Genomic DNA, 18,547 nt, shown 5'->3' on the forward strand with positions numbered 1-18,547 from the left:
TTTTTACCGACGCGTAACTTCCCTGTGTTGCTACTCACCCGTAATTTAGCGGCAGCAGCGCCCCCTTGTGATCCGGATCACGGGACGAACCCCCACGCCCCATCCCCTTGAGTCGAACGCAAGGAGATCACACGATGCTGCCCTGGAGACGCCTGCTCCGCCCGCTGGCCGTCCTCGCCCTCACCGCCGCCGCACTCGTCGCCCCCACCGGCGCGGCGCAGGCCGCGTCCGCCCCCAGCAGCGGCTGGAACAACTGGTCGTGCAAGCCGTCCGCCGCGCACCCGCGCCCCGTCGTCCTCGTGCACGGCACCTTCGGCAACTCCGTCGACAACTGGCTCGGACTCGCGCCGTACCTCGTGCACCGCGGGTACTGCGTCTACTCCCTCGACTACGGGCAGCTGCCCGGCGTGCCCTTCTTCAACGGGCTCGGCCCCATCGACAAGTCCGCCGGCCAGCTCGACGTCTTCGTCGACAAGGTGCTCGCCTCCACCGGATCCGCCAAGACCGACATCATCGGGCACTCGCAGGGCGGCATGATGCCGCGCTACTACCTGAAGTTCCTCGGCGGCGCCGAGAAGGTCAACGCCCTGGTCGGACTCGCCCCCGACAACCACGGCACCACCCTGCTCGGATTCACCAAGCTCCTCCCGTACTTCCCCGGGGCCGAGGACCTGATCAGCACCGCGACCCCGGGCCTCGCCGACCAGATCGCCGGATCCCCCTTCCAGCAGAAGCTGAACGCCGGCGGGGACACCGTGCCGGGGGTGAAGTACACGGTGATCGCCACCAAGTACGACGAGGTGGTCACGCCGTACCGGAGCGCGTTCCTGGACGGGCCGAACGTACGGAACGTCGTGCTCCAGGACCTGTGCGTGCTGGACCTCTCGGAGCACGTCACCATCGGACTCACCGACCGGATCGCCTGGCACGAGGCGCTCAACGCCCTGGACCCGGCGCACGCCGAACGGACCACCTGCGCCTCCGTCTTCGACTGACGGCCGGCGGCGCAGGCGGTCCGAACCGGTGACCTAGCGGCCGTGGCGGCCGGCGGTCGTCGCGCGGCGGCGGGCCAGTCCGAACAGCACGGCCGCGCCGGCGGCGAGGGCGCCGGCCCCGGCGATCGCGATCGCCGGGGTGGCGCCGTTGCCGCCCGTCTCCGCGAGGTTGCGGCCCGCCGTGGACTGCGAGGGGGCCGGGAGGGCGGCGGCGGTGCTGCCGTTCGTCTTCGGGTCGTTGTCGCCGTGGCCGTTGTGCTCCACCGTGGACTTGTCCGCGCCCTCGGCGATCTGCTGGTCCGTCGGGGCCGAGGGCTGGTCGGACGGCTGGTCGGACGGCTTGGACCCGGTGCCGGTGCCGGGCTTGGCACTCGGCGACGCCGCCGTGCTGGGCTTGGTGCTCGGCGTGGTGCCGTTGCCGCCATTGCCGCCGCCCCCGCCGCCGTTGTCCTTGCCGAAGACCACGTCCGAGCAGGTGTAGAAGGCCTCCGGGCTGTCCGAGCGCTGCCAGATGCTGTAGATCAGGTGGCGGCCGGACTTGTTCGGGACGGTCCCCGAGAAGACGTAGTCGCCGTTCTGCATGCCGGGGTCCGTGGCCTTCGCGAACGGCGCGGGCTCCAGGTCGGACCACTTCAGCGGCTTTGTCGGGTCGTACCCGTCCTTCGTCACGTACAGCTCGAAGGAACCCTTGTGCGGGGCCGTGCCCTTGTAGCGGAAGGTGTGCGCACCGGCGGTCATAGGGCTGGCCGGCCAGTCGGCCCGGGCCAGGTCCAGCCCCTGGTACTTGTCGTTGCCGGCGGAGCACAGCTGGCCGTTCGGGATCAACGCCCGGTGGTTCCCGGCCGCGTTGGCGATGTTCACGGCGTTCCAGTCGTAGAACGCCTGCGCCCCGCTGGACGCCACGGCCGCCTTGCAGGCCGCGGACTTCGGCGACTCCGGGCCCTCCGCGTAGCACGCCGCCACCCGGCTGACCGGGTCCGTCATCGAGCCGTGCGCGACCGCGGGAGCGGCGGCGTAGGCGGCCAGCGCCAGCGGGGCGAAACCTGCGGAGGCGATACGGGTCAGCGTCACGGTACGGCGGCGTGCGGGCATGGGTGGATCTCCTTCGGGCACAAGGCAGGGGCGCGCCAGCGGAATCGGAATCGGGCCCGGCGGCGCCGCCCCCCGGCGGCGCCACGTGCGGGCCCTTCCTGTCCTGGCCCGGCCAAGCTAGCCCCCCGCACCACGCCTTTCGCCTGCTCCGCCCCCCAGGAGCGGATCCTTAGGGTCCTCTTAAGGCAGGGACAAGAGCGGCCTCAGGAACCGGCGCTGCGGAACCCCGCACCCGGGGATTCCGGCTCCCCGCGTGCCACCGCTGACGGTCAGGCGTCGGGGCGCTTCCACACCTCGGGGCCGCCGCCCTCCCACGTGACCGGCCCGTCCTCGCTCAGGTCCACGTCCTCCAGGCCGGCCCGGCGCAGGAACTCGGCAACATCTCGGGGGGTGTGCGCGCGCCCGAGGTCCGCGTCCACGCCGAGCGCGTGCACCGTGACCTTCCGGCCCCCCTGCGGTGACACCGGATGCACGATGATCTCCGTCTGATCCGACATGCCCCCAGCCTGCCGCCCCCGCGCCGGTCCAGCACCCCGAGCGCACCGTCCGGATGCAAGCCGGCTCGCGCCCAGATGTGTCCACGACGTCCAGGCACCGGCGTCGACCGGCGGGCTCGGCGCCAATGCCCTGCCGCAGAGTCCTGACCTCGGGGTGGGTTGGCGCCCGGGTGCGGGGGCTACGCTCCGGGGATGAGGCGAGCAGAGGTTCTCAAACGAGTCATCGGCATCCTCACGGAGGCCCAGGAGATCCGCCGGGCGGCGGAAGCAGGCGAGGACGACGACGGCCCGGAAACGGATACCCGCGTGGTCACCAACCTGCTGAACGAGATGCTGCCCTCGATCAGCGTGCCGGCCGACGCGTCCCCCGAGCAGGTGGCCCGCCTGGTCGCGCAGGCGCTCGGACCCGCCCTGCAGACCATGGTCGCCGGGTTCAGCCTGGCCTTCACGAGCCTCGCCATCGAGCACGACAGCGGTCAGACGGACGTTTCCGCGATCGAGGTCCTGCAGAGGCTCGCCCTCGAGGTGGAGGCCGGGTTCTTCGACGAGGACGCCTAGCCGGCCCGGCGGCACGCCCCTGCCGCGCCCGGCCGCCCTACGGGAGGAGGGCGCGCAGGCCGGCCGTCGAGCGGGCCTGGTCGTCCAGGGCGTCGAGGGCCCGGACGGCCTGGGCGGCCGCCTCCGGGTCGCTCGTGGCGAGCCCGCTCTCGGCGAACTCGTCCTCGTCCAGCCGCAGGACGGACGTCCCGTCCGCCGAGACCCACAGGTCGAGGTCCAGGTCCTCCACGAGGATCTCCCCGGCCCGCACCAGGGCCGGGCGGGTCACGTCGCAGTACCAGCCCTTGAGGACGCCGTCGCCGGTCCACACCTCCTTGACCGCGTACCAGCGCGTGCGCCAGAAGTGCTCGACGAACACGTCGCCCGGCTCGAAGCGGACGAAGCCGAAGTCCCGTACGCCCTCGGCCGCCCAGGGGGCGCGTACGGAGATCCGGTCGCCGTCGTCGGCGACCCGCGCCGCCGGATAGCGGATCTTGGTCCGTCCAGCCTTGGTCAGGACGACGGTCAGCTGCTCGGTCACGCTGTCTCCAGTTCCTTCGTCGGTTCCTTCGTCGCGGATCGACGCGGCGCTCGTGCGGCAGACGCTACGGGCGCTTTCGCGCCGGGCGCCTCCCAATTAACCGGCGATGGGGGACAATCACCCGCGTGACCTCGACAAACCTGAAGATCACCCTCGACGGCTCGGCCGGGTCGGCCGCCCCGTACGAACAGCTGCGCGCGCAGATCGCGGACCGGGCCCGGTCCGGGAAGCTGCCGGCGGGCTTCAAACTGCCGACGGTACGCGGGCTGGCGGAGGAGCTCGGGCTGGCCGCGAACACCGTGGCGAAGGCGTACCGGGCGCTGGAGGCGGACGGGGTCATCGAGACGCGCGGCCGGAACGGGACCTTCGTCGCGGCGGCGGGCGAGGGGGCCTCCCGCGAGGCCGCGTCCGCCGCGCAGGCCTATGCGGAGCGTGCCCATCGGCTGGGCCTCACCCAGGCCGAGGCGGTCGCGGCCGCCACCGAAGCCCTCCGGGCCCGGTACGCCGCCGCCCGCTGACCGCCGGGGCTCCGCCCCGGACCCCGTACGGCGCTCCGCGCCCGCGCCTCAAACGCCGGCGGGGCTGGGACACCGGCTACAGGTACAGCCCCGCCTCCGAGCTGTGCGGCTGCGGCGGCAGGATCGCCGCCGGGCCCGAGCCGCGCCGCAGGGCGAAGAGTTCCGCCAGGCTGGCGCCCTCGCGGGAGACGCCCTCGTCCGTGCCCAGCCAGTCCACCGCCTCCCGGTGGGTCAGCCGGCCGACCTCGATGCGGGCCAGGCAGCGCCCCGGGCGGACCACCGCCGGGTGGAGCCGTTCCAGGTCCTCGTTGGTCGTCACGCCGACCAGTACGTTGCGGCCCTGCCCCAGCAGCCCGTCCGTCAGGTTCAGCAGCCGTGACAGCGCCTGCCCCGCGGTGTGCCGCGCCTCGCCGCGGATCAGCTCGTCGCAGTCCTCCAGCAGAAGCAGCCGCCAGCGGCCCTTCGACGTGCCCTCGTCCTCGCCGATCGCGATGTCCATCAGGTAGCCCACGTCGTTGAACAGCCGCTCAGGGTCCAGTACGCAGTCCACCTGGCACCAGTCCCGCCAGGACCGGGCCAGCGTGCGCAGGGCGGAGGTCTTGCCCGTGCCCGGCGGGCCGTGCAGCAGGAGCAGTCGGCCCGCGATGTCGTCCGGGGTCACCTTCATCAGCCGGTCCATCGCCCCGGCCACCGGCGCGGTGTAGTTCGGCCGCACCTCCGCCCAGGTCCCGGCCGCGATCTGGCGGGTCGTCCGGTACGGTCCGCGGCGCGGGGAGACGTACCAGAAGCCCATCGTGACGTTCTCCGGCTGCGGTTCGGGTTCGTCCTGCACGCCTTCAGTGGCCTCGCCGAGCACCTTTTCCGCGAGTTCGTCGCTGACCGCCGTCACGGTCACGTCCGCGCCGCGGCTCCAGCGGGAGACGAGCACGGTCCAGCCCTCGCCCTCGGCGAGGATGGCGCTGCGGTCGCTGTCGCGCGCCGAGCGCAACACCGTGGCCTCCGGCGGCAGGAGGGTCGCCTCCGCCTTGACCCGCTCGATCGACACGCTGTGCGAGTACGGCTGCTCACCGGAGGCGAACCGGCCGAGGAACAGCGCATCGACGACGTCCGACGGCGAGTCGCTGTCGTCGACGTTGAGCCGGATCGGCAGCGCGTCATGCGGGTTGGCTGGCATGGCGCCCATGATCCGGCACACCGTGCCCTCGTGCACCCGTGTTTCGCCGGATCGGGTGCCCAAGTTCCCTCTTCAAACGCATTCGGAGTGAAGATTCGGGCCGCGATCTGCCCCGAACATTCTTGGCATGGACACTTCCAGCCAGCCTCGGCTGCTTGTACCACGGACTCAGGAGTAACCCCCACAAGGAGCCGCACACATGAGCATGAGACTGTCGCGCTTCGCCGCCCTCACCTCCTCCGTGTTACTCGCCGCGGGCGCCGCCCTCTTCGGCGCCTCCCAAGCCACCGCCGCCGCCGACTTCGGTTACGTCGCCCTGGGCGACTCGTACTCCTCCGGCGTCGGCGCCGGAAGCTACGACAGCGCGAGCGGCAACTGCAAGCGCACCCCCCGCGCCTACCCGGCCCTCTGGGCCGCCGCCCATTCCCCCCAGACCTTCTCCTTCACCGCCTGCTCGGGCGCTCGTACGGGCGACGTCCTCGCCAACCAGCTCGCCCCGCTCAACTCCGGCACCGACCTGGTCAGCATCACCATCGGCGGCAACGACGCCGGATTCTCCGACGTCATGACGACCTGTGTGCTCCAGTCCGAATCCACCTGCGTGAGCCGCGTGAACCAGGCCAAGGCCTACGTGGACTCCACCCTCCCCGGCCAGCTCGACCAGGTCTACAACGCCATCGACAGCCGCTCGCCCGCCGCCCGTGTCGTCGTCCTCGGCTATCCCCGCTTCTACAAGCTGAACGGCACCTGCACCACCGGCCTGACCGAGGGGGAACGCGCCGCCATCAACGGCGCCGCCGACCACCTCAACGCCGCCATCGCCAAACGCGCCGCCGACCACGGCTTCACCTTCGCCTCGGTCGCCGGAGCCTTCGCAGGCCACGAGATCTGCTCCGGCAACGCGTGGCTGCACAGCGTCAACTGGCTGAACATCGGCGAGTCGTACCACCCGACCGCCGCCGGACAGTCCGGCGGCTACCTGCCCGTCTTCACCAACGCGGCCTGATCCGCCCGGCCGGCCGCGGGGCTCGCCGCCGCGCTCGCCGTCGGCGAGGGCGGTGACGCGCTCGTCGCGGGGGAGGAGGGCCCGGCCGTAGGGCTCGCCTTCCTGCACGTCACGGAGGTGGCCACCCACGAGGTGGTCACCTCCGCCGGCCCCCGCACCTCCAGCCGGACCGCGTCCTCGAAGGTCGCGTCCGGGACGTGCGTGAGTTCGAAGTGCTCCAGCTGCCGGCTCCGCGGCCCGCCCGCCTCGTACGTGACGGACTGCCAGCCGGGGCCGGAGGTCCGCCCGCTGCGCGTGGCCCAGCGGTACTCCAGCGCCACCGGGATCCGCTCCACCTCGACGGTGGCGGTGAAGGCGGGCGCGTGGTCCTCGGGCGGCGGACAGCTGCCCGTGTAGGTGGAGCGCACCGCGACGACGTACACCGAGAGGTGCTGTCCCGCGGTGGCCGAGGCGGAAGCCGAGGCCGAGGCCGGCGGCGAGGCGGACGGAGCGGCCGAGGGGCTCGTGGTGACGCTCTGGGCGGTGGTCGCCGCGCCCGTCGGAGCGCCCCCGCCGCCGCGGCCGTCCGAGTCCCCGCGGTCTCTCAGCAGCAACCACCCCAGTGCGACCAGGGCGAGCGCCAGGACCGCGATCCCGGCGGCCAGCACCAGCCCGGCCCGGCCCTCGCGCTCCTCCGGCCCGGGCCCCGGTCCCGGTCCGGGCATCGGCGGCGCGGGCTGCCCGTACGGTCCCGCCGGCGCGCCGTGCATGCCGTACGCCCCCTGGCCCGCCCGTACCCCGCCGCCCCGCGGCTCGTGCCCGGGGTGCGCGACGGCCGTCGGCGAGTCCGGGCCCGACACCGGCCCGCCGGAGGCCCGTACGGCACCGCCCGCGCCCACCACCCGCAGCATCCGGGCCGCCTCCGCCGCGGGCAGCCGCTCGGCCGGGTCCTTGCGCAGCAGCCCCTCCAGCACGGGCTCCAGCGGCCCGGCCCGGCGCGGCGGCGGCAACTCCGCGTCCACCACGGCCCGCAGCGTGTCCAGCGGGGTGGCCTGCCGGAACGGCGTGACCCCCTCGACGGCCGCGTAGAGCATGACCCCGAGCGACCACAGGTCCGACCCGGGTCCGGGTTCGCGTCCCAACGCCCGCTCGGGCGCGAGGAATTCGGGGGAACCGACGACCTCGCCCGTCATGGTGATCGCGGAGGAGCCCTCCAGGCTCGCGATCCCGAAGTCGCTGAGGACCACCCGGCCGTCATTGGCGATCAGCACGTTGCCCGGTTTCACGTCCCGGTGCAGCACCCCCGCGTCGTGCGCGGAGCGCAGCGCGGCCAGCACCTGTTCCCCGATGTGCGCGGCGCGCTGCGGGCTCATCGGCCCCTCGGCCTCCAGTGCGTCGGCCAGCGACAGCCCGCGCACGAGCTCCATCACGATCCAGGGCCGCCCGTCCTCGGACGCCACGTCGTAGACGGTGACGACCCCGCGGTGCGAGACCCGGGCCGCGGCCCAGGCCTCCCGCTCCAGCCGCCGGTACATGCGCTGCAGTTCGGCGGGGTCCAGTCCGGCGGGCGCCCGCACCTCCTTGACGGCCACGTCGCGGGCCAGCACCTCGTCCCGGGCCCGCCACACGATGCCCATCCCGCCGCGGCCGATCGGTTCCAGCAGCCGGTAGCGCCCCGACACGAGGCGATCGGAGTTCGTTTCCTCACTCACACGGGCCCCCCGAGTGCGTCACCGTGCGCCCGCGCGTCATCGGGCGATCACTCCAAGTTAGCGCAGTGCGGGCCAAGTGGCCCCGGTCGTGACGGGACTGGCGGCGCGACCTTCCGCAGCGTCACCTCTGTGCGGAGAGTAACGGTCGACTCCGCTGAGTAATCGTCAACTACCCGTCCCCATAGGGGTAATTCACACCACCGGGATACCCGGGGGCGACGCGGGGGCGATAGGGTTAACCTGCCCGGGCCGGGTGCCCTCGTACGGGTGGGGAGAGAACATGGAACAGATAGCTATGCGCAGCAGGCCGCCTCGCGTGCCTGCCATCACCTGCGGCAGCGGCGCGAGCAGTTCGCGCCTCGACCGCCATCTCGCCGTGCTGGGCGGACCCGCCGTCCCGCACCGGGAGACAGCGGAGGCGACGCTGCTGATGCGCGAGCTCACCTCCCGCGACCACACGCACCGTCTGCGGAGCCGGAGCGCGCGCGTCTCGCTCTTCGCGCCGCTGCGCCGTCTGCGTCGCACGCTCTTCGGCAGCCGCCGTTCGTAACCGTCCCCGCACCGCGGCCGCTCGCCCTCGGGCCTGCGGCCTCCCGGCCCTACCCGATCACACCGTCCCGGCGCAGTTCCGAGATCTGCGCGTCCGCCATCCCCAGGGCGCGCAGCAGGGCTTCGGTGTGTTCGCCCAGCGCGGGCACCGCACCCATGTGCGGTGCCGCGCCGCCCGGCAGCCCGATCGGCGGCAGCAGGGCCCGCAGCGGACCGGCCGGTGACCCCACCTCCCGCCAGCGGTCCCGGGCCGCCAGCTGCGGATGCCCGGCCAGTTGTGCCACCGAGTTCAGTCGCGCGCAGGCGATCCCCGCCGCTTCCAGCCGGCCGATCGCCTCGTCCGCGCCCAGTAGGCCCAGTGCCTCCGCCACGACCGCGTCGGTCTTCTCCCGGTTCGAGGTGCGTGCCGTGTTGGTCGCGTACGCCGGATCCTGCGCCAACTCGGGCCGCTCCAAAACGTGTTGGGCGAGCCGGCGCCACTCGCGGTCGTTCTGTACCGACAGCAGCACCCGGTCCCCGTCGGCCGTCGGGTAGGCGTCGTAGGGTGCGATCACCGCGTGCGCGAGCCCGGTGCGCACGGGCTGCTCCCCGCCGTGCATCGTGTGGTGCAGCGGATGCCCCATCCACTCGGCCAGCGCGTCCAGCATGGACACCTCCACCCTGCCGCCGCGCCCGGTGACCCCGCGCCGCAGCAGGGCGGCGAGGACCCCCGAGAAGGCGTACATGGCCGCCGCGATGTCCGCCGCCGGGATCCCCGCCTTGACGGGCTGCTCCGGGGTTCCGGTCACCGAGACCAGTCCCGCCTCGCACTGCACGAGCATGTCGTAGGCGCGCTTGTGGGCGTACGGGCCCTCGGGGCCGTAGCCGGAGACGTCCACGGCGACCAGCCGCGGGTAACGCGCGCACAGCGCGGCCGAGTCGAGGCCGAGCCGGGCGGCGGCGCCCTGCGCGAGGTTCTGCACGAACACGTCGGCACCGGCCAGCAGGCCGTGCAGGACGTCCCGGCCGCGCGGGTCCTTCAGGTCGAGCGCGATCGACTCCTTGCCCCGGTTGGCCCAGACGAAGTGCGAGGCGAGACCGTGCGCGGCGGTGTCGTACGCACGGGCGAAGTCGCCGCCGTCGGGACGCTCGACCTTGATCACCCGGGCGCCCAGATCGGCGAGCTGGCGGGTGGCGAAGGGGGCCGAGACGGCCTGTTCGACGGCGACGACGGTGATGCCGTCCAGCGGGAGCGGTTCAGGGGCCCGTTCGGGAGCCGTTTCGGTAGCCATGGGCCCTGCCTACCCGGTCCCGACGGCCACTGTCACCAGGCGGGGCGGTGACATGCGTCATCCGCGCGCCGCCTCCCCGCGGGCGAACCTGCGCGTGGCCAGCGGCACGAACAGCGCGAGGAGCAGCACCGACCACAGCAGGGCCCCGCCCACGGGATGCGCCGCCGGCCAGGCCGCGCCCGCTCCCGTATCGGCCCCGGCGTTCCCGCACAGCTCGCGCACGGCGGTGGCGACGGCGCTGATCGGGTTCCACTCGGCGACCGCGCGCAGCCACCCGGGCAGCCCGGCGGTCGGCAGGTACGCGCTGGACAGCATCGGCAGGATGAAGGTGGCGCTGCCGAGCTGGCCCGCCGCCTCCTCGCTCCTGCTCAGCAGGCCGAGGTACGTGCCCACCCACGCGGTGGCGAAGCGGAACAGGAGCAGCACGCCCAGGGCGCCCAGCGCGCCGGGCAGGCCGTTCTCGATGCGCCAGCCCATGGCCAGCCCCACCAGCATCAGCGGCACCATCGACACGCCCGTGGTGAGCAGATCGGCGGCCGTCTGTCCGAGCGGGACGGCGGTGCGGCTCATCGGCAGGGTGCGGAAGCGGTCCATCACGCCGCGGTGGGCGTCCTGCGCCGCCGTGAACATGCCGGTCATCAGGCCGTTCGCGGCGGTGGCGGCGAGCAGCCCGGGCACCAGGAACTCCCGGTACTCGGCGCCCGGCATGGCGAGGGCGCTGCCGAAGACGTAGCCGAAGAACAACAGCATGGTGATCGGCATCGTCTGGGTGAGGACCAGCAGCGCGGGGGCGTGCCGGGCCTTCTGGAGCTGGCGGGTGAAGACGGCTCCGCCGTCGGACAGCAGGGTGCTCATGCGGCGTACTCCTGGTCGGCGGGACGGGCCTGGGTGAGGCGCAGGAACACCTCGTCGAGGGTGGGCGGGCGCAGGCCGGCATCGGTGACCGGGACGCCGGCGGTGTCGAGTTCCCGGATGATCCGGGGCAGGGTGAGCCCGCTGTCGAGGACGGTCGCGCCGACGGTCAGCCGCTCCTCGTCGAGCACGGGCCGGCCCCCGGTGAGCTGGTCGAGGACGCACGCGGCGCCGGGCAGCGCCGCGCGGTCGGTGACCGTGACCTCCGCGTAGGCGCCGATGCGGGCCTTGAGTCGGGCGGGGGTGCCGGTGGCGGCCACCCGGCCGCGGTCGACGACCACGATGTCGTCGGCGAGCCGGTCGGCCTCCTCCAGGTACTGGGTGGTGAGCAGCACGGTGGTGCCCTCCCGCGCGAGGTCGCGCACCGCGCTCCAGATCTGCTCGCGGGCCGCCGGGTCCAGGCCGGTGGTGGGCTCGTCGAGGAACAGCACCCGGGGGCGGGTGACCAGCCCGGCGGCCAGGTCCAGGCGCCGCTTCATGCCGCCGGACCAGGTGCCGGACACCCGGTCGGCGGCCTCGGTGAGCCCGAACCGCTCCAGCAGTTCGTCGGCGCGGGCCCGGCCCGCGGAGCCGCGCAGTCCGGCGAGCCGGGCGAAGAGCCGGAGGTTCTCGCGGCCCGTCAGGTCCCCGTCGACGGAGGCGTACTGGCCGGTGACGCCGATCGCGCGGCGGACGGCCGCGGCCTCGCGGGTGACGTCGTGGCCGGCGACGAGGGCGCGGCCGGCGCTGGGCGCCGTGAGGGTGGTGAGGATCCGGACGGCGGTGGTCTTGCCCGCGCCGTTGGGGCCGAGGAGACCGCAGACCGTGCCCTCGGGAACGGAGAGGTCGAGGCCGCGCAGGGCGTGGACCTCCCCGTAGCTCTTCTCCAGACCCTCACTAAGTACAGCGTACGTAGTAGTCATGTGCGACACCGTACCGCACTACGTACGGCGTACGTAACTAAGATGGGGGCGAGACGACGAGGTGATCTGAGCGATGACAGCCGGCGGGCGACCCGCTGAACCCGAAGTGATCTGGTCCCGGCCCCAGCGGGCCGGCCGCGGCCCGAGGCCCGCGCACAGCCGCGAGTCCATCGCGGCCGAGGCGGTGCGCGTCGCCGACGCGGAGGGGATCGAGGCCGTCTCGATGCGGCGCGTGGCCGCCGGGATCGGTGCGGGGACGATGTCCCTCTACAACTACGTGCCGCGCAAGGAGGACCTGTACGAGCTGATGGTCGACGCGGTCAGCGGGGAGTACGAGTTCACCCCGCCGACCGGCGACTGGCGGGCCGACCAGCTGGCGCTGGCCCGGCAGACGCGCGCGCTGATGCACCGCCACCCCTGGCTGCCCCGCCTGCTGAGCCCCGTGTACGGCTTCGGCCCGAACGCCCTGAGCTACCTGGAGCACAGCCTGGACTGCCTGGCGCCGCTGGACGTGCCGGACGCCGAGAAGCTGGAGCTCGTCGCCGCGATCAACGGCACCGTCGCGACGTACGTGGCGGGCGAGCTGGCGATGGCCGAGCGGGCCCGGACCCTGCCGTGGACCGAGGCGGAGGAGCAGGGCGTACGGACGGCGTGGCTCGGCTCGCGGCTGGCCACGGGGGAGTACCCGCGGCTTGCGGCGGCCCTCACGGGCGGCGGCCCGGTCCCGGGCGCGGGTCTGGACATGGACGCGGTGTTCGACCGCTCGGTGTCGCGGCTGCTGGGGGCCTGGGGTACGTAGGGGCGCGGGGGTGCGGGTCCCTCGGTTCCGCGGGCGGGCCCGCCGCCGCGCCCCCGTGCTGCCGCGCCCCCGTGCTGCCGCGCGCCCCCGCGCGAAGCTTCAGAGCAGCGCGAACTGCCCGCCCGGGCCCTCCTCGTGGTGGTCCAGCACCGAGGCCGGCCGCCGGGCCCAGCCCGGCGGCGGCAGCACCCCCGCCGCGCGCAGCCCCTCGGCCGACAGGCCCGGCCCCGGCTCGAACGCGGCCCGCTCCGGCGCCAGGTCGGCCAGCAGCGCCAGGGTCGTCACCAGGGCGAGCAGCTCCGAGGTCCAGCTCTGCGGCCACTCGGCGGGCCCCAGCGCCTCCAGCCCCTCGGCATCCGGGCCGCGGTGCGCGGTGCGCGCGGCGAACCAGGCCTCCAGCACCCGCACGCCCTGCACCTCGTACTCCCAGGCCCCGGCCGGCACGGGGGAGACCGTCCCGCTCCCGAGGCTCAGCGTCTCGCTCCCGGCGTCGTACGCGAGCCCGTGCGGCCACGCCCCGACCGCCGAGCGGACGTACGGGCGCCGGCCGCCCGGCAGCCGCGGCGGCTCACCTCCGCGCGCCCCGCGCAACTGGACGGTGAGCAGCCGGTGCCCCAGTTCCAGCCCGGCCCGCCAGCGCGCGGGATCGGCGGCGAGCGGGACCTCGTAGCCGCGCGGCCCCGGCCTGCCGGCGGCGAGGACCCAGCACAGGAAGTCCTCGGGGGTGGCCCAGCCGCCGTAGCGCTCGCCCAGCAGGGCCGGCAGGCCGGGGGCGAGGTTGGGCTCGGCGCCGCCGGGGCGCCGGTGCAGCGGGCGGATCCGGCCGAGCCGGCCGGCCGGGAGGTGCGCGGTGACCAGCGGGAGTGGGCCCGGGGCCTCGACGAGGAACACCTGGTGCTCGTCCCGGACCCGCCAGAGCTCCGGACGGGCCGTGTCGATCAGCCGCTGGTCGGGCAGGAGCCACTGCTCGTCGAAGGGCTCGCGGAGCACCCGTACGGGGTCGGGGCAGGGGCCGGGCGCGTCGGTGAAACGGGCCGTGGCCGCCGAGCGCTGGCCCGGCAGCGCGGCCGCCCCGGCGGCGGGCGTACGGACCCGGCTCGGGCGGAACAGCCGCTCCCGCTCGGTCCCTTCGGAGCCGGTCAGGAGGGCCCAGCGGGCGCGCAGGGCCGCCGGATCGGGTGCGGCCACCCAGTCCCGTCCCAGGCGCAGGCCGCCCACGGCCCAGGGCATCAGATCGTCCAGCAGTGGTACGTCTTCGCTCACGCCGCCGATGGTAGCGACGGGATCCGATGGCCGGGCTGCGTCCAGGCCGAAGCGCTACGCTCCTTATGTACGCATACGTACGGGTATCGACCGAGCAGGCTGAGGAGACGGTCATGAGCCAGTACGACGAATACACCACCCCGTCGCAGGCCGAGGGCGAGCGCCTCGACGAGGACATGGACGAGGCCCACCGCAAGCAGCTGCAGCACCCCCACACGATGCGGACCACGCCGTCGCAGGCGGAGGGCGAGCGCACCAGGGAGGACGACGAGAAGTAGCCGCGCGGACGTTCTGCGGGCCGTCGGCCGTCGGCCGTCGGCCGTCGGGCGCCGGGCTCCGGGCCGTCGGGCGCCGGGCGCCGTACGGGCGCGGCGCCGGCGCGCGGCCGTCAGTGCGCGTCCACCGTCACGGTGAAGGAGAAGCGGTCACCGCGGTAGCGGATCCGCGCCACGTCCACCACCCGGCCGTCCTCGTCGTACGTCACGCCCGTGTAGTGCAGGATCGGGCTGAGCAGCGGGACCTGGAGCAGCTCGGCCGTCTCCGGGTCCGCGAGCCGGGCCTCCACGGTGTCCGTGATGCGGCTGATGCGGACGCCCACCACGTCCCGCAGCACCTTGGTCATCGGCCAGCGCTCCAGATCGGCGAGGTCCACGGCCTCGGCGAACTCCGGCAGGACCGCGTTCTCCGCCCAGTTGGTCGGCTCGCCGCTCTCGCGGTCGTGGCGCAGCCGGCGGTACGTGACCACCTCCGGCGTGGCCGGGAAGTGCTCCAGCAGCTCCCCGGCCACGGGCGTGCGCCCGTGGCCGAGGACCGTCGTGCGATCACCCGACTGCTGGGCCACGATCGCGTCGACCGAGCCCAGCAGCCGGACCGGGGTGCTGCGCAGCGCGCCCGGCTCGATGAAGGTGCCGCGCCGCCGGTGCCTGCTGATCAGCCCCTCGCCCTCCAGCTCCTTGAGCGCCTGCCGCATGGTCAGCACGCTCACCCCGTAGTGCTCGGCGAGCTGCTCCTCGGTGGGCAGGCGCAGCGAGGCGTCCGGAGTGCGCCCGAGTATCGAGGCGCGCAGGGACTGCGACACCTGATACCAGAGCGGCAGCTTCCGGTTCAGTACCAGCGAGTCGGGGGCGAAGGCGGTCACGGGGGTCACGGGTGGATCTCCGAACGGGGCTGGACAGGGGTGACGTGCAGCGCATGCAGGGTATGCAGTGCAGGTCAGGCGCGGAAGTGGCGCTGCAGACCCTGCCACACGTCGTCGTAGCCGCGCTGGAGGTGATCGGCGCCGGCCGCCTGGGCGGTGGCGGTGATCGGCCAGCGGGTCTCGAACATGAAGGCCAGGCCGTCGTCGATCTTCTGCGGCTTCAGCTCGGCGGCGCTCGCCCGGTCGAAGGTCTCCCGGTCCGGGCCGTGCGCGGACATCATGTTGTGGAGCGAGCCGCCGCCGGGGACGAAGCCCTCGGCCTTGGCGTCGTAGGCGCCCTCGATGAGGCCCATGTACTCGCTCATCACGTTGCGGTGGAAGTAGGGCGGGCGGAAGGTGTCCTCGCCGACCAGCCAGCGCGGGGCGAAGACCACGAAGTCCACGCCCGCCAGCCCCGGGGTGTCGGAGGGCGAGGTCAGGACCGTGAAGATCGACGGGTCGGGGTGGTCGTAGCTGATCGAGCCCAGGACGTTGAAGCGGTGCAGGTCGTAGACGTACGGGACGTGGCTGCCGTGCCAGGCGACCACGTCGAGCGGGGAGTGGTCGTAGGTGGCCGACCAGAGGTTGCCGCAGAACTTGTTGATCACCTCGGTCGGGCGCTCCACGTCCTCGTACGCGGCCACCGGGGCCTGGAAGTCGCGTGCGGCGGCGAGGCCGTTGGCCCCGATCGGGCCCAGGTTCGGCAGCTCGAAGGGCTGGCCGTAGTTCTCGCAGACGTAGCCGCGGGCATCGGCGTCCAGCAGCTCGACGCGGAAGCGGACCCCGCGCGGGATGAGGGCCATGTCGCCGGGGCGGGCGGCGAGCAGGCCGAGTTCGGTGCGCAGGAGCAGGCCGCCGCGCTCGGGGACGATCAGCAGCTCGCCGTCGGAGTCGCTGAACACCCGGTCGGTCATGTCGGCGTTGGCGGCGTAGAGGTGGATGGCCATGCCGGCGCGCTGGGCCGCGTCGCCGTTGCCGCCGAGGGTCCACAGGCCCGACAGGAAGTCGGTGCCGGGAGCCGGGTCGGGCAGCGGGTTCCAGCGCAGCCGGTTCGGGTCCGCCGGGGCCTCGGTGAAGGGGGCGGTGCGCAGGGCCCCGTTCTCGATCCGGGTGAAGGGCGGGTGAGCGGCCGAGGGGCGGATCCGGTAGAGCCACGAGCGGCGGTTGTGGGTGCGGGGCTCGGTGAAGGCGCTGCCGCTGAGCTGCTCGGCGTAGAGGCCGAGGGGGGCGCGCTGGGGCGAGTTCCGGCCGAGCGGCAGGGCACCGGGGACGGCCTCCGAGCTGTGCTCGTTGCCGAAGCCGGTGAGGTACTCCAGTGCCTCTGCCGTCTTCCTGGCCTGCTCGCTGCCGGCCTGCTCGCTCATGTGCTGCTCCCGCTCCGTCGAAGGAATCCTATGGTCGACAGTAGGATTCCGCGACCCGTGCGTCAACGGGGTCCCGGGACGGATTCGCGCAGAGGGGGATCCCAAAAGATGAACATTGCTCTACTCTCACGCGCATGTCGTGGACCCGCAGGTTCCCTGCCGTGCCGGCGGCGCTCCTCGCCGCCCTCCTTGCCCTCCTGACCCTCTTCGCCGCCGCGCCCGACGCCCGCGCGCACGAGGAACGCCCGGTCACCCTCCCCGACGGCTCCGGATCCGTACCGGAGTACCGCGACGCGGAGCCCGACCTGGTCGTCTGCAAGACCGACCGGCCCGCCTTCGAGCGCCGGATATCCGCCTTCCCGGAAGAGCTCCGCCGGCGCAACCTCGCCCTGTACGAGCGGTGCGAACAGAGCGGCTACCGCCACCTCCAGGAGGCCGTGGACGCCGTGGACCGGCCCGGGATGAACATCGCGATCCTCCCCGGCCTGTACGAGGAGGAGCCCTCGCTGCCGAAGCCGACGGGGGAGTGCGCCGCACTGAAGGCTCCCGAGTCCTCGCTCGGCTACCAGATCCTGTCGTACGAGCAGCAGGCGCAGTGCCGGCACAACCAGAACCTCGTCGCCATCCTCGGCAAGACGAACCTGCAGATCGAGGGCACCGGTGCGTCACGGCTGGACGTGGTCGTCGACGCGAAGTACCAGAAGCTGAACGCCATCCGCGCCGACAAGTCCAACGGCATCTACTTCCGCAACTTCACCGCCCAGCGCACCACCTTCAACTCGCTGTACGTGCTCGCGGGCGACGGCTTCGTCATCGACGACGTGCTGACCCGCTGGAACGACGAGTACGGCTTCCTGACCTTCGCCAGCGACCACGGGCTCTACAAGAACTGCGAGTCGTACGGCAACGGCGACTCCGGCATCTACCCCGGCAGCGCCTCCAACATCAACGACGGCCGCGGCTACGACGTCCCCCGCTACTCCATCGAGATCACCGGCTGCCGCAGCCACCACAACATGGTCGGCTACTCCGGCACCGCGGGGGACTCGGTCTGGGTGCACGACAACGAGTTCGACCAGAACATGGGCGGCGCCTCGATGGACAGCGCCTTCCCCGGCCACCCCGGACTCCCGCAGAACCACGCCAAGTTCGAGCGGAACCTGATCCACGACAACAACCAGGACTACTACCACCACGTCGCCGACGGCACCTGCGCCAAACCACCGATCGAGCGCGGCTACGAACGCGGCGTCGTCTGCCCGCAGATCTCCATGCCTCCCGGCACCGGCATCATCACCGCGGGCGGCAACTGGAACCTGTACGAGGACAACTGGGTGTACGGGCACCGGCGCGCGGGCTTCTTCCTCAGCGCGGTCCCCGCCTTCATCCGGGGCGAGGAGAAGTGGTCGAAGCAGACGGACACCTCCCACCACAACCGGTACGCCGGGAACGTCATGGGCAAGGACAAGTCCGGCGCCGCCCGCCCCAACGGCATGGACGTGTGGTGGGACGGGCAGGGCCGCGGCAACTGCTGGCAGGACGGCCCCGACGGCTCCACCCCCGGCACGGTCCCCCAGTGCGGTGACCGCCGGGGCGCCGTCTCCGGGGCTTCGGCCCGGCTGGTCGGGGAGCCGGTCAAGCTGGTCCAACTCCTCGTCTGCGCCGACTACAACGTCCAGGCGCGCAAACTCCCGGCCGGCTGCGACTGGTACGGCGCGCGCGGCCTGGAGCGGGTGGAGACCCAGCTCGCGCTCGCCGTGGCCGCGGTGCTGCTGCTGGTCGGCGGGGTCCTGTGGTGGCGCCGCCTGCGCGGCTCCCGGCTGGGCACGGCGGCCACCCTCCTCGGCCTGGCCGGCCTCGCCCTGGACGTCGCCGGCTCCACCATGCCGATGACCGCCACCTTCGTCCCCGCCCTCGCCCTCCTCCTGCTCGGCCTGTGGTGGACGGGCGTCGGCCTGGCCCTGCGCCCCAACCGCCCCTGGCTGGCCCGCCTGACCCTGTTGCTGGCCGCGCTCACCCTGCTGGACGCCTTCGACAAGGCCGTCCTGATGATCCCCTGGACCCCCCTCAGCCCCGCCTGGGCCCGCGCCCTGGTGGCCCTCGTCTGGATCCTGTGGGCCGTAGTGGCCTCGGGCCCCCCCCCCCCCCCCCCCCCCCCCCCCCCCCCCCCCCCCCCCCCCCCCCCCCCCCCCCCCCCCCCCCCCCCCCCCCGCCCCCCCCCCCCCCCCCCCCCCCCCCCCCCCCCCCCCCCCCCCCCCG

19 protein-coding genes are annotated in these 18,547 nt (G+C 73.5%); 8 read left to right on the forward strand and 11 right to left on the reverse strand.

Annotation, left to right across the window (positions count from 1 at the left end):
• Positions 1 to 134: 134 nt before the first annotated feature.
• Positions 135 to 995: an alpha/beta fold hydrolase gene (locus tag AB0D29_RS30720; RefSeq protein ID WP_362858697.1), complete on the forward strand. Its 861-nt coding sequence runs from the start codon at positions 135 to 137 to the stop codon at positions 993 to 995.
• Positions 996 to 1,028: 33 nt separating this feature from the next.
• Here the strand turns inward: AB0D29_RS30720 and AB0D29_RS30725 are convergent, their stop codons facing one another.
• The gene (locus AB0D29_RS30725) at positions 1,029 to 2,087 is read right to left on the reverse strand and encodes a lytic polysaccharide monooxygenase (protein WP_362858699.1); all 1,059 of its coding nucleotides are present in this window, start codon (positions 2,085 to 2,087) and stop codon (positions 1,029 to 1,031) included.
• 269 nt (positions 2,088 to 2,356) lie between these two features.
• Positions 2,357 to 2,584, reverse strand: coding sequence for a hypothetical protein (locus AB0D29_RS30730; RefSeq protein WP_362858701.1), 228 nt, complete (start codon positions 2,582 to 2,584; stop codon positions 2,357 to 2,359).
• A gap of 192 nt (positions 2,585 to 2,776) precedes the next feature.
• On the opposite strand from AB0D29_RS30730, the gene AB0D29_RS30735 reads away from it, so the two are divergent.
• Positions 2,777 to 3,142 (forward strand): hypothetical protein, encoded by a 366-nt coding sequence (locus AB0D29_RS30735; RefSeq protein WP_362858703.1) that lies wholly within the window; start codon positions 2,777 to 2,779, stop codon positions 3,140 to 3,142.
• Positions 3,143 to 3,179: 37 nt separating this feature from the next.
• Here the strand turns inward: AB0D29_RS30735 and AB0D29_RS30740 are convergent, their stop codons facing one another.
• Complete coding sequence (locus AB0D29_RS30740; RefSeq protein ID WP_362858704.1) at positions 3,180 to 3,662, reverse strand: DUF402 domain-containing protein; 483 nt, start codon at positions 3,660 to 3,662, stop codon at positions 3,180 to 3,182.
• A 125-nt stretch (positions 3,663 to 3,787) separates the two neighbouring features.
• Between AB0D29_RS30740 and AB0D29_RS30745 the strand changes: the two genes are divergently transcribed.
• Complete coding sequence (locus tag AB0D29_RS30745) at positions 3,788 to 4,180, forward strand: GntR family transcriptional regulator (RefSeq protein ID WP_362858706.1); 393 nt, start codon at positions 3,788 to 3,790, stop codon at positions 4,178 to 4,180.
• A gap of 76 nt (positions 4,181 to 4,256) precedes the next feature.
• Here AB0D29_RS30745 and AB0D29_RS30750 read toward each other — a convergent pair whose 3' ends face one another.
• Positions 4,257 to 5,354, reverse strand: a complete 1,098-nt coding sequence (locus tag AB0D29_RS30750) for a DUF5925 domain-containing protein (RefSeq protein ID WP_362858708.1) — start codon at positions 5,352 to 5,354, stop codon at positions 4,257 to 4,259.
• A gap of 205 nt (positions 5,355 to 5,559) precedes the next feature.
• Between AB0D29_RS30750 and AB0D29_RS30755 the strand changes: the two genes are divergently transcribed.
• A complete protein-coding gene (locus AB0D29_RS30755; RefSeq protein ID WP_362858729.1) occupies positions 5,560 to 6,360 on the forward strand; it encodes an SGNH/GDSL hydrolase family protein in 801 nt (266 codons plus the stop codon).
• Here the strand turns inward: AB0D29_RS30755 and AB0D29_RS30760 are convergent.
• Positions 6,330 to 8,051, reverse strand: coding sequence for a serine/threonine-protein kinase (locus AB0D29_RS30760; RefSeq protein ID WP_362858709.1), 1,722 nt, complete (start codon positions 8,049 to 8,051; stop codon positions 6,330 to 6,332). The two genes, AB0D29_RS30755 and AB0D29_RS30760, sit on opposite strands and share 31 nt — an antisense overlap.
• Before the next feature lie 280 nt (positions 8,052 to 8,331).
• Between AB0D29_RS30760 and AB0D29_RS30765 the strand changes: the two genes are divergently transcribed.
• Positions 8,332 to 8,601 carry a hypothetical protein gene (locus AB0D29_RS30765; protein WP_319731741.1) on the forward strand — a complete coding sequence of 90 codons (270 nt, stop codon included), beginning with the start codon at positions 8,332 to 8,334 and terminating at the stop codon, positions 8,599 to 8,601.
• A 49-nt stretch (positions 8,602 to 8,650) separates the two neighbouring features.
• Here AB0D29_RS30765 and AB0D29_RS30770 read toward each other — a convergent pair whose 3' ends face one another.
• From AB0D29_RS30770 to AB0D29_RS30780, 3 genes are read right to left on the reverse strand one after another with little or no spacing between them, the layout of a single operon-like run.
• Complete coding sequence (locus AB0D29_RS30770; protein WP_362858711.1) at positions 8,651 to 9,871, reverse strand: CaiB/BaiF CoA-transferase family protein; 1,221 nt, start codon at positions 9,869 to 9,871, stop codon at positions 8,651 to 8,653.
• 57 nt (positions 9,872 to 9,928) lie between these two features.
• A complete protein-coding gene (locus AB0D29_RS30775; protein ID WP_362858712.1) occupies positions 9,929 to 10,726 on the reverse strand; it encodes an ABC transporter permease in 798 nt (265 codons plus the stop codon).
• Entirely contained in the window at positions 10,723 to 11,685 is a 963-nt protein-coding gene (locus AB0D29_RS30780; RefSeq protein ID WP_362858714.1) for an ATP-binding cassette domain-containing protein, read from the reverse strand. The genes AB0D29_RS30775 and AB0D29_RS30780 overlap by 4 nt, the downstream gene beginning before the upstream one ends.
• Before the next feature lie 73 nt (positions 11,686 to 11,758).
• Here AB0D29_RS30780 and AB0D29_RS30785 point away from each other — a divergent pair, with 73 nt between their 5' ends.
• On the forward strand, positions 11,759 to 12,484 hold the full coding sequence (locus tag AB0D29_RS30785; protein ID WP_362858716.1) for a TetR/AcrR family transcriptional regulator: 726 nt from the start codon (positions 11,759 to 11,761) through the stop codon (positions 12,482 to 12,484).
• A gap of 99 nt (positions 12,485 to 12,583) precedes the next feature.
• Here the strand turns inward: AB0D29_RS30785 and AB0D29_RS30790 are convergent, their stop codons facing one another.
• Positions 12,584 to 13,714 (reverse strand): type ISP restriction/modification enzyme, encoded by a 1,131-nt coding sequence (locus AB0D29_RS30790; RefSeq protein ID WP_362858731.1) that lies wholly within the window; start codon positions 13,712 to 13,714, stop codon positions 12,584 to 12,586.
• A gap of 146 nt (positions 13,715 to 13,860) precedes the next feature.
• Between AB0D29_RS30790 and AB0D29_RS30795 the strand changes: the two genes are divergently transcribed.
• Complete coding sequence (locus AB0D29_RS30795; RefSeq protein ID WP_167745570.1) at positions 13,861 to 14,025, forward strand: hypothetical protein; 165 nt, start codon at positions 13,861 to 13,863, stop codon at positions 14,023 to 14,025.
• A 110-nt stretch (positions 14,026 to 14,135) separates the two neighbouring features.
• Here the strand turns inward: AB0D29_RS30795 and AB0D29_RS30800 are convergent, their stop codons facing one another.
• A complete protein-coding gene (locus AB0D29_RS30800) occupies positions 14,136 to 14,885 on the reverse strand; it encodes a GntR family transcriptional regulator (RefSeq protein ID WP_362858732.1) in 750 nt (249 codons plus the stop codon).
• 74 nt (positions 14,886 to 14,959) lie between these two features.
• On the reverse strand, positions 14,960 to 16,288 hold the full coding sequence (hmgA, locus tag AB0D29_RS30805; RefSeq protein WP_362858718.1) for a homogentisate 1,2-dioxygenase: 1,329 nt from the start codon (positions 16,286 to 16,288) through the stop codon (positions 14,960 to 14,962).
• Between the two features lie 134 nt (positions 16,289 to 16,422).
• Between hmgA and AB0D29_RS30810 the strand changes: the two genes are divergently transcribed.
• The coding region (locus AB0D29_RS30810; protein WP_362858720.1) for a right-handed parallel beta-helix repeat-containing protein at positions 16,423 to 18,547 on the forward strand (2,125 nt) is incomplete at its 3' end.

Origin of the sequence: Streptomyces sp. NPDC048424 (assembly GCF_040651555.1) — a bacterium.
Lineage (GTDB): Bacteria > Actinomycetota > Actinomycetes > Streptomycetales > Streptomycetaceae > Streptomyces.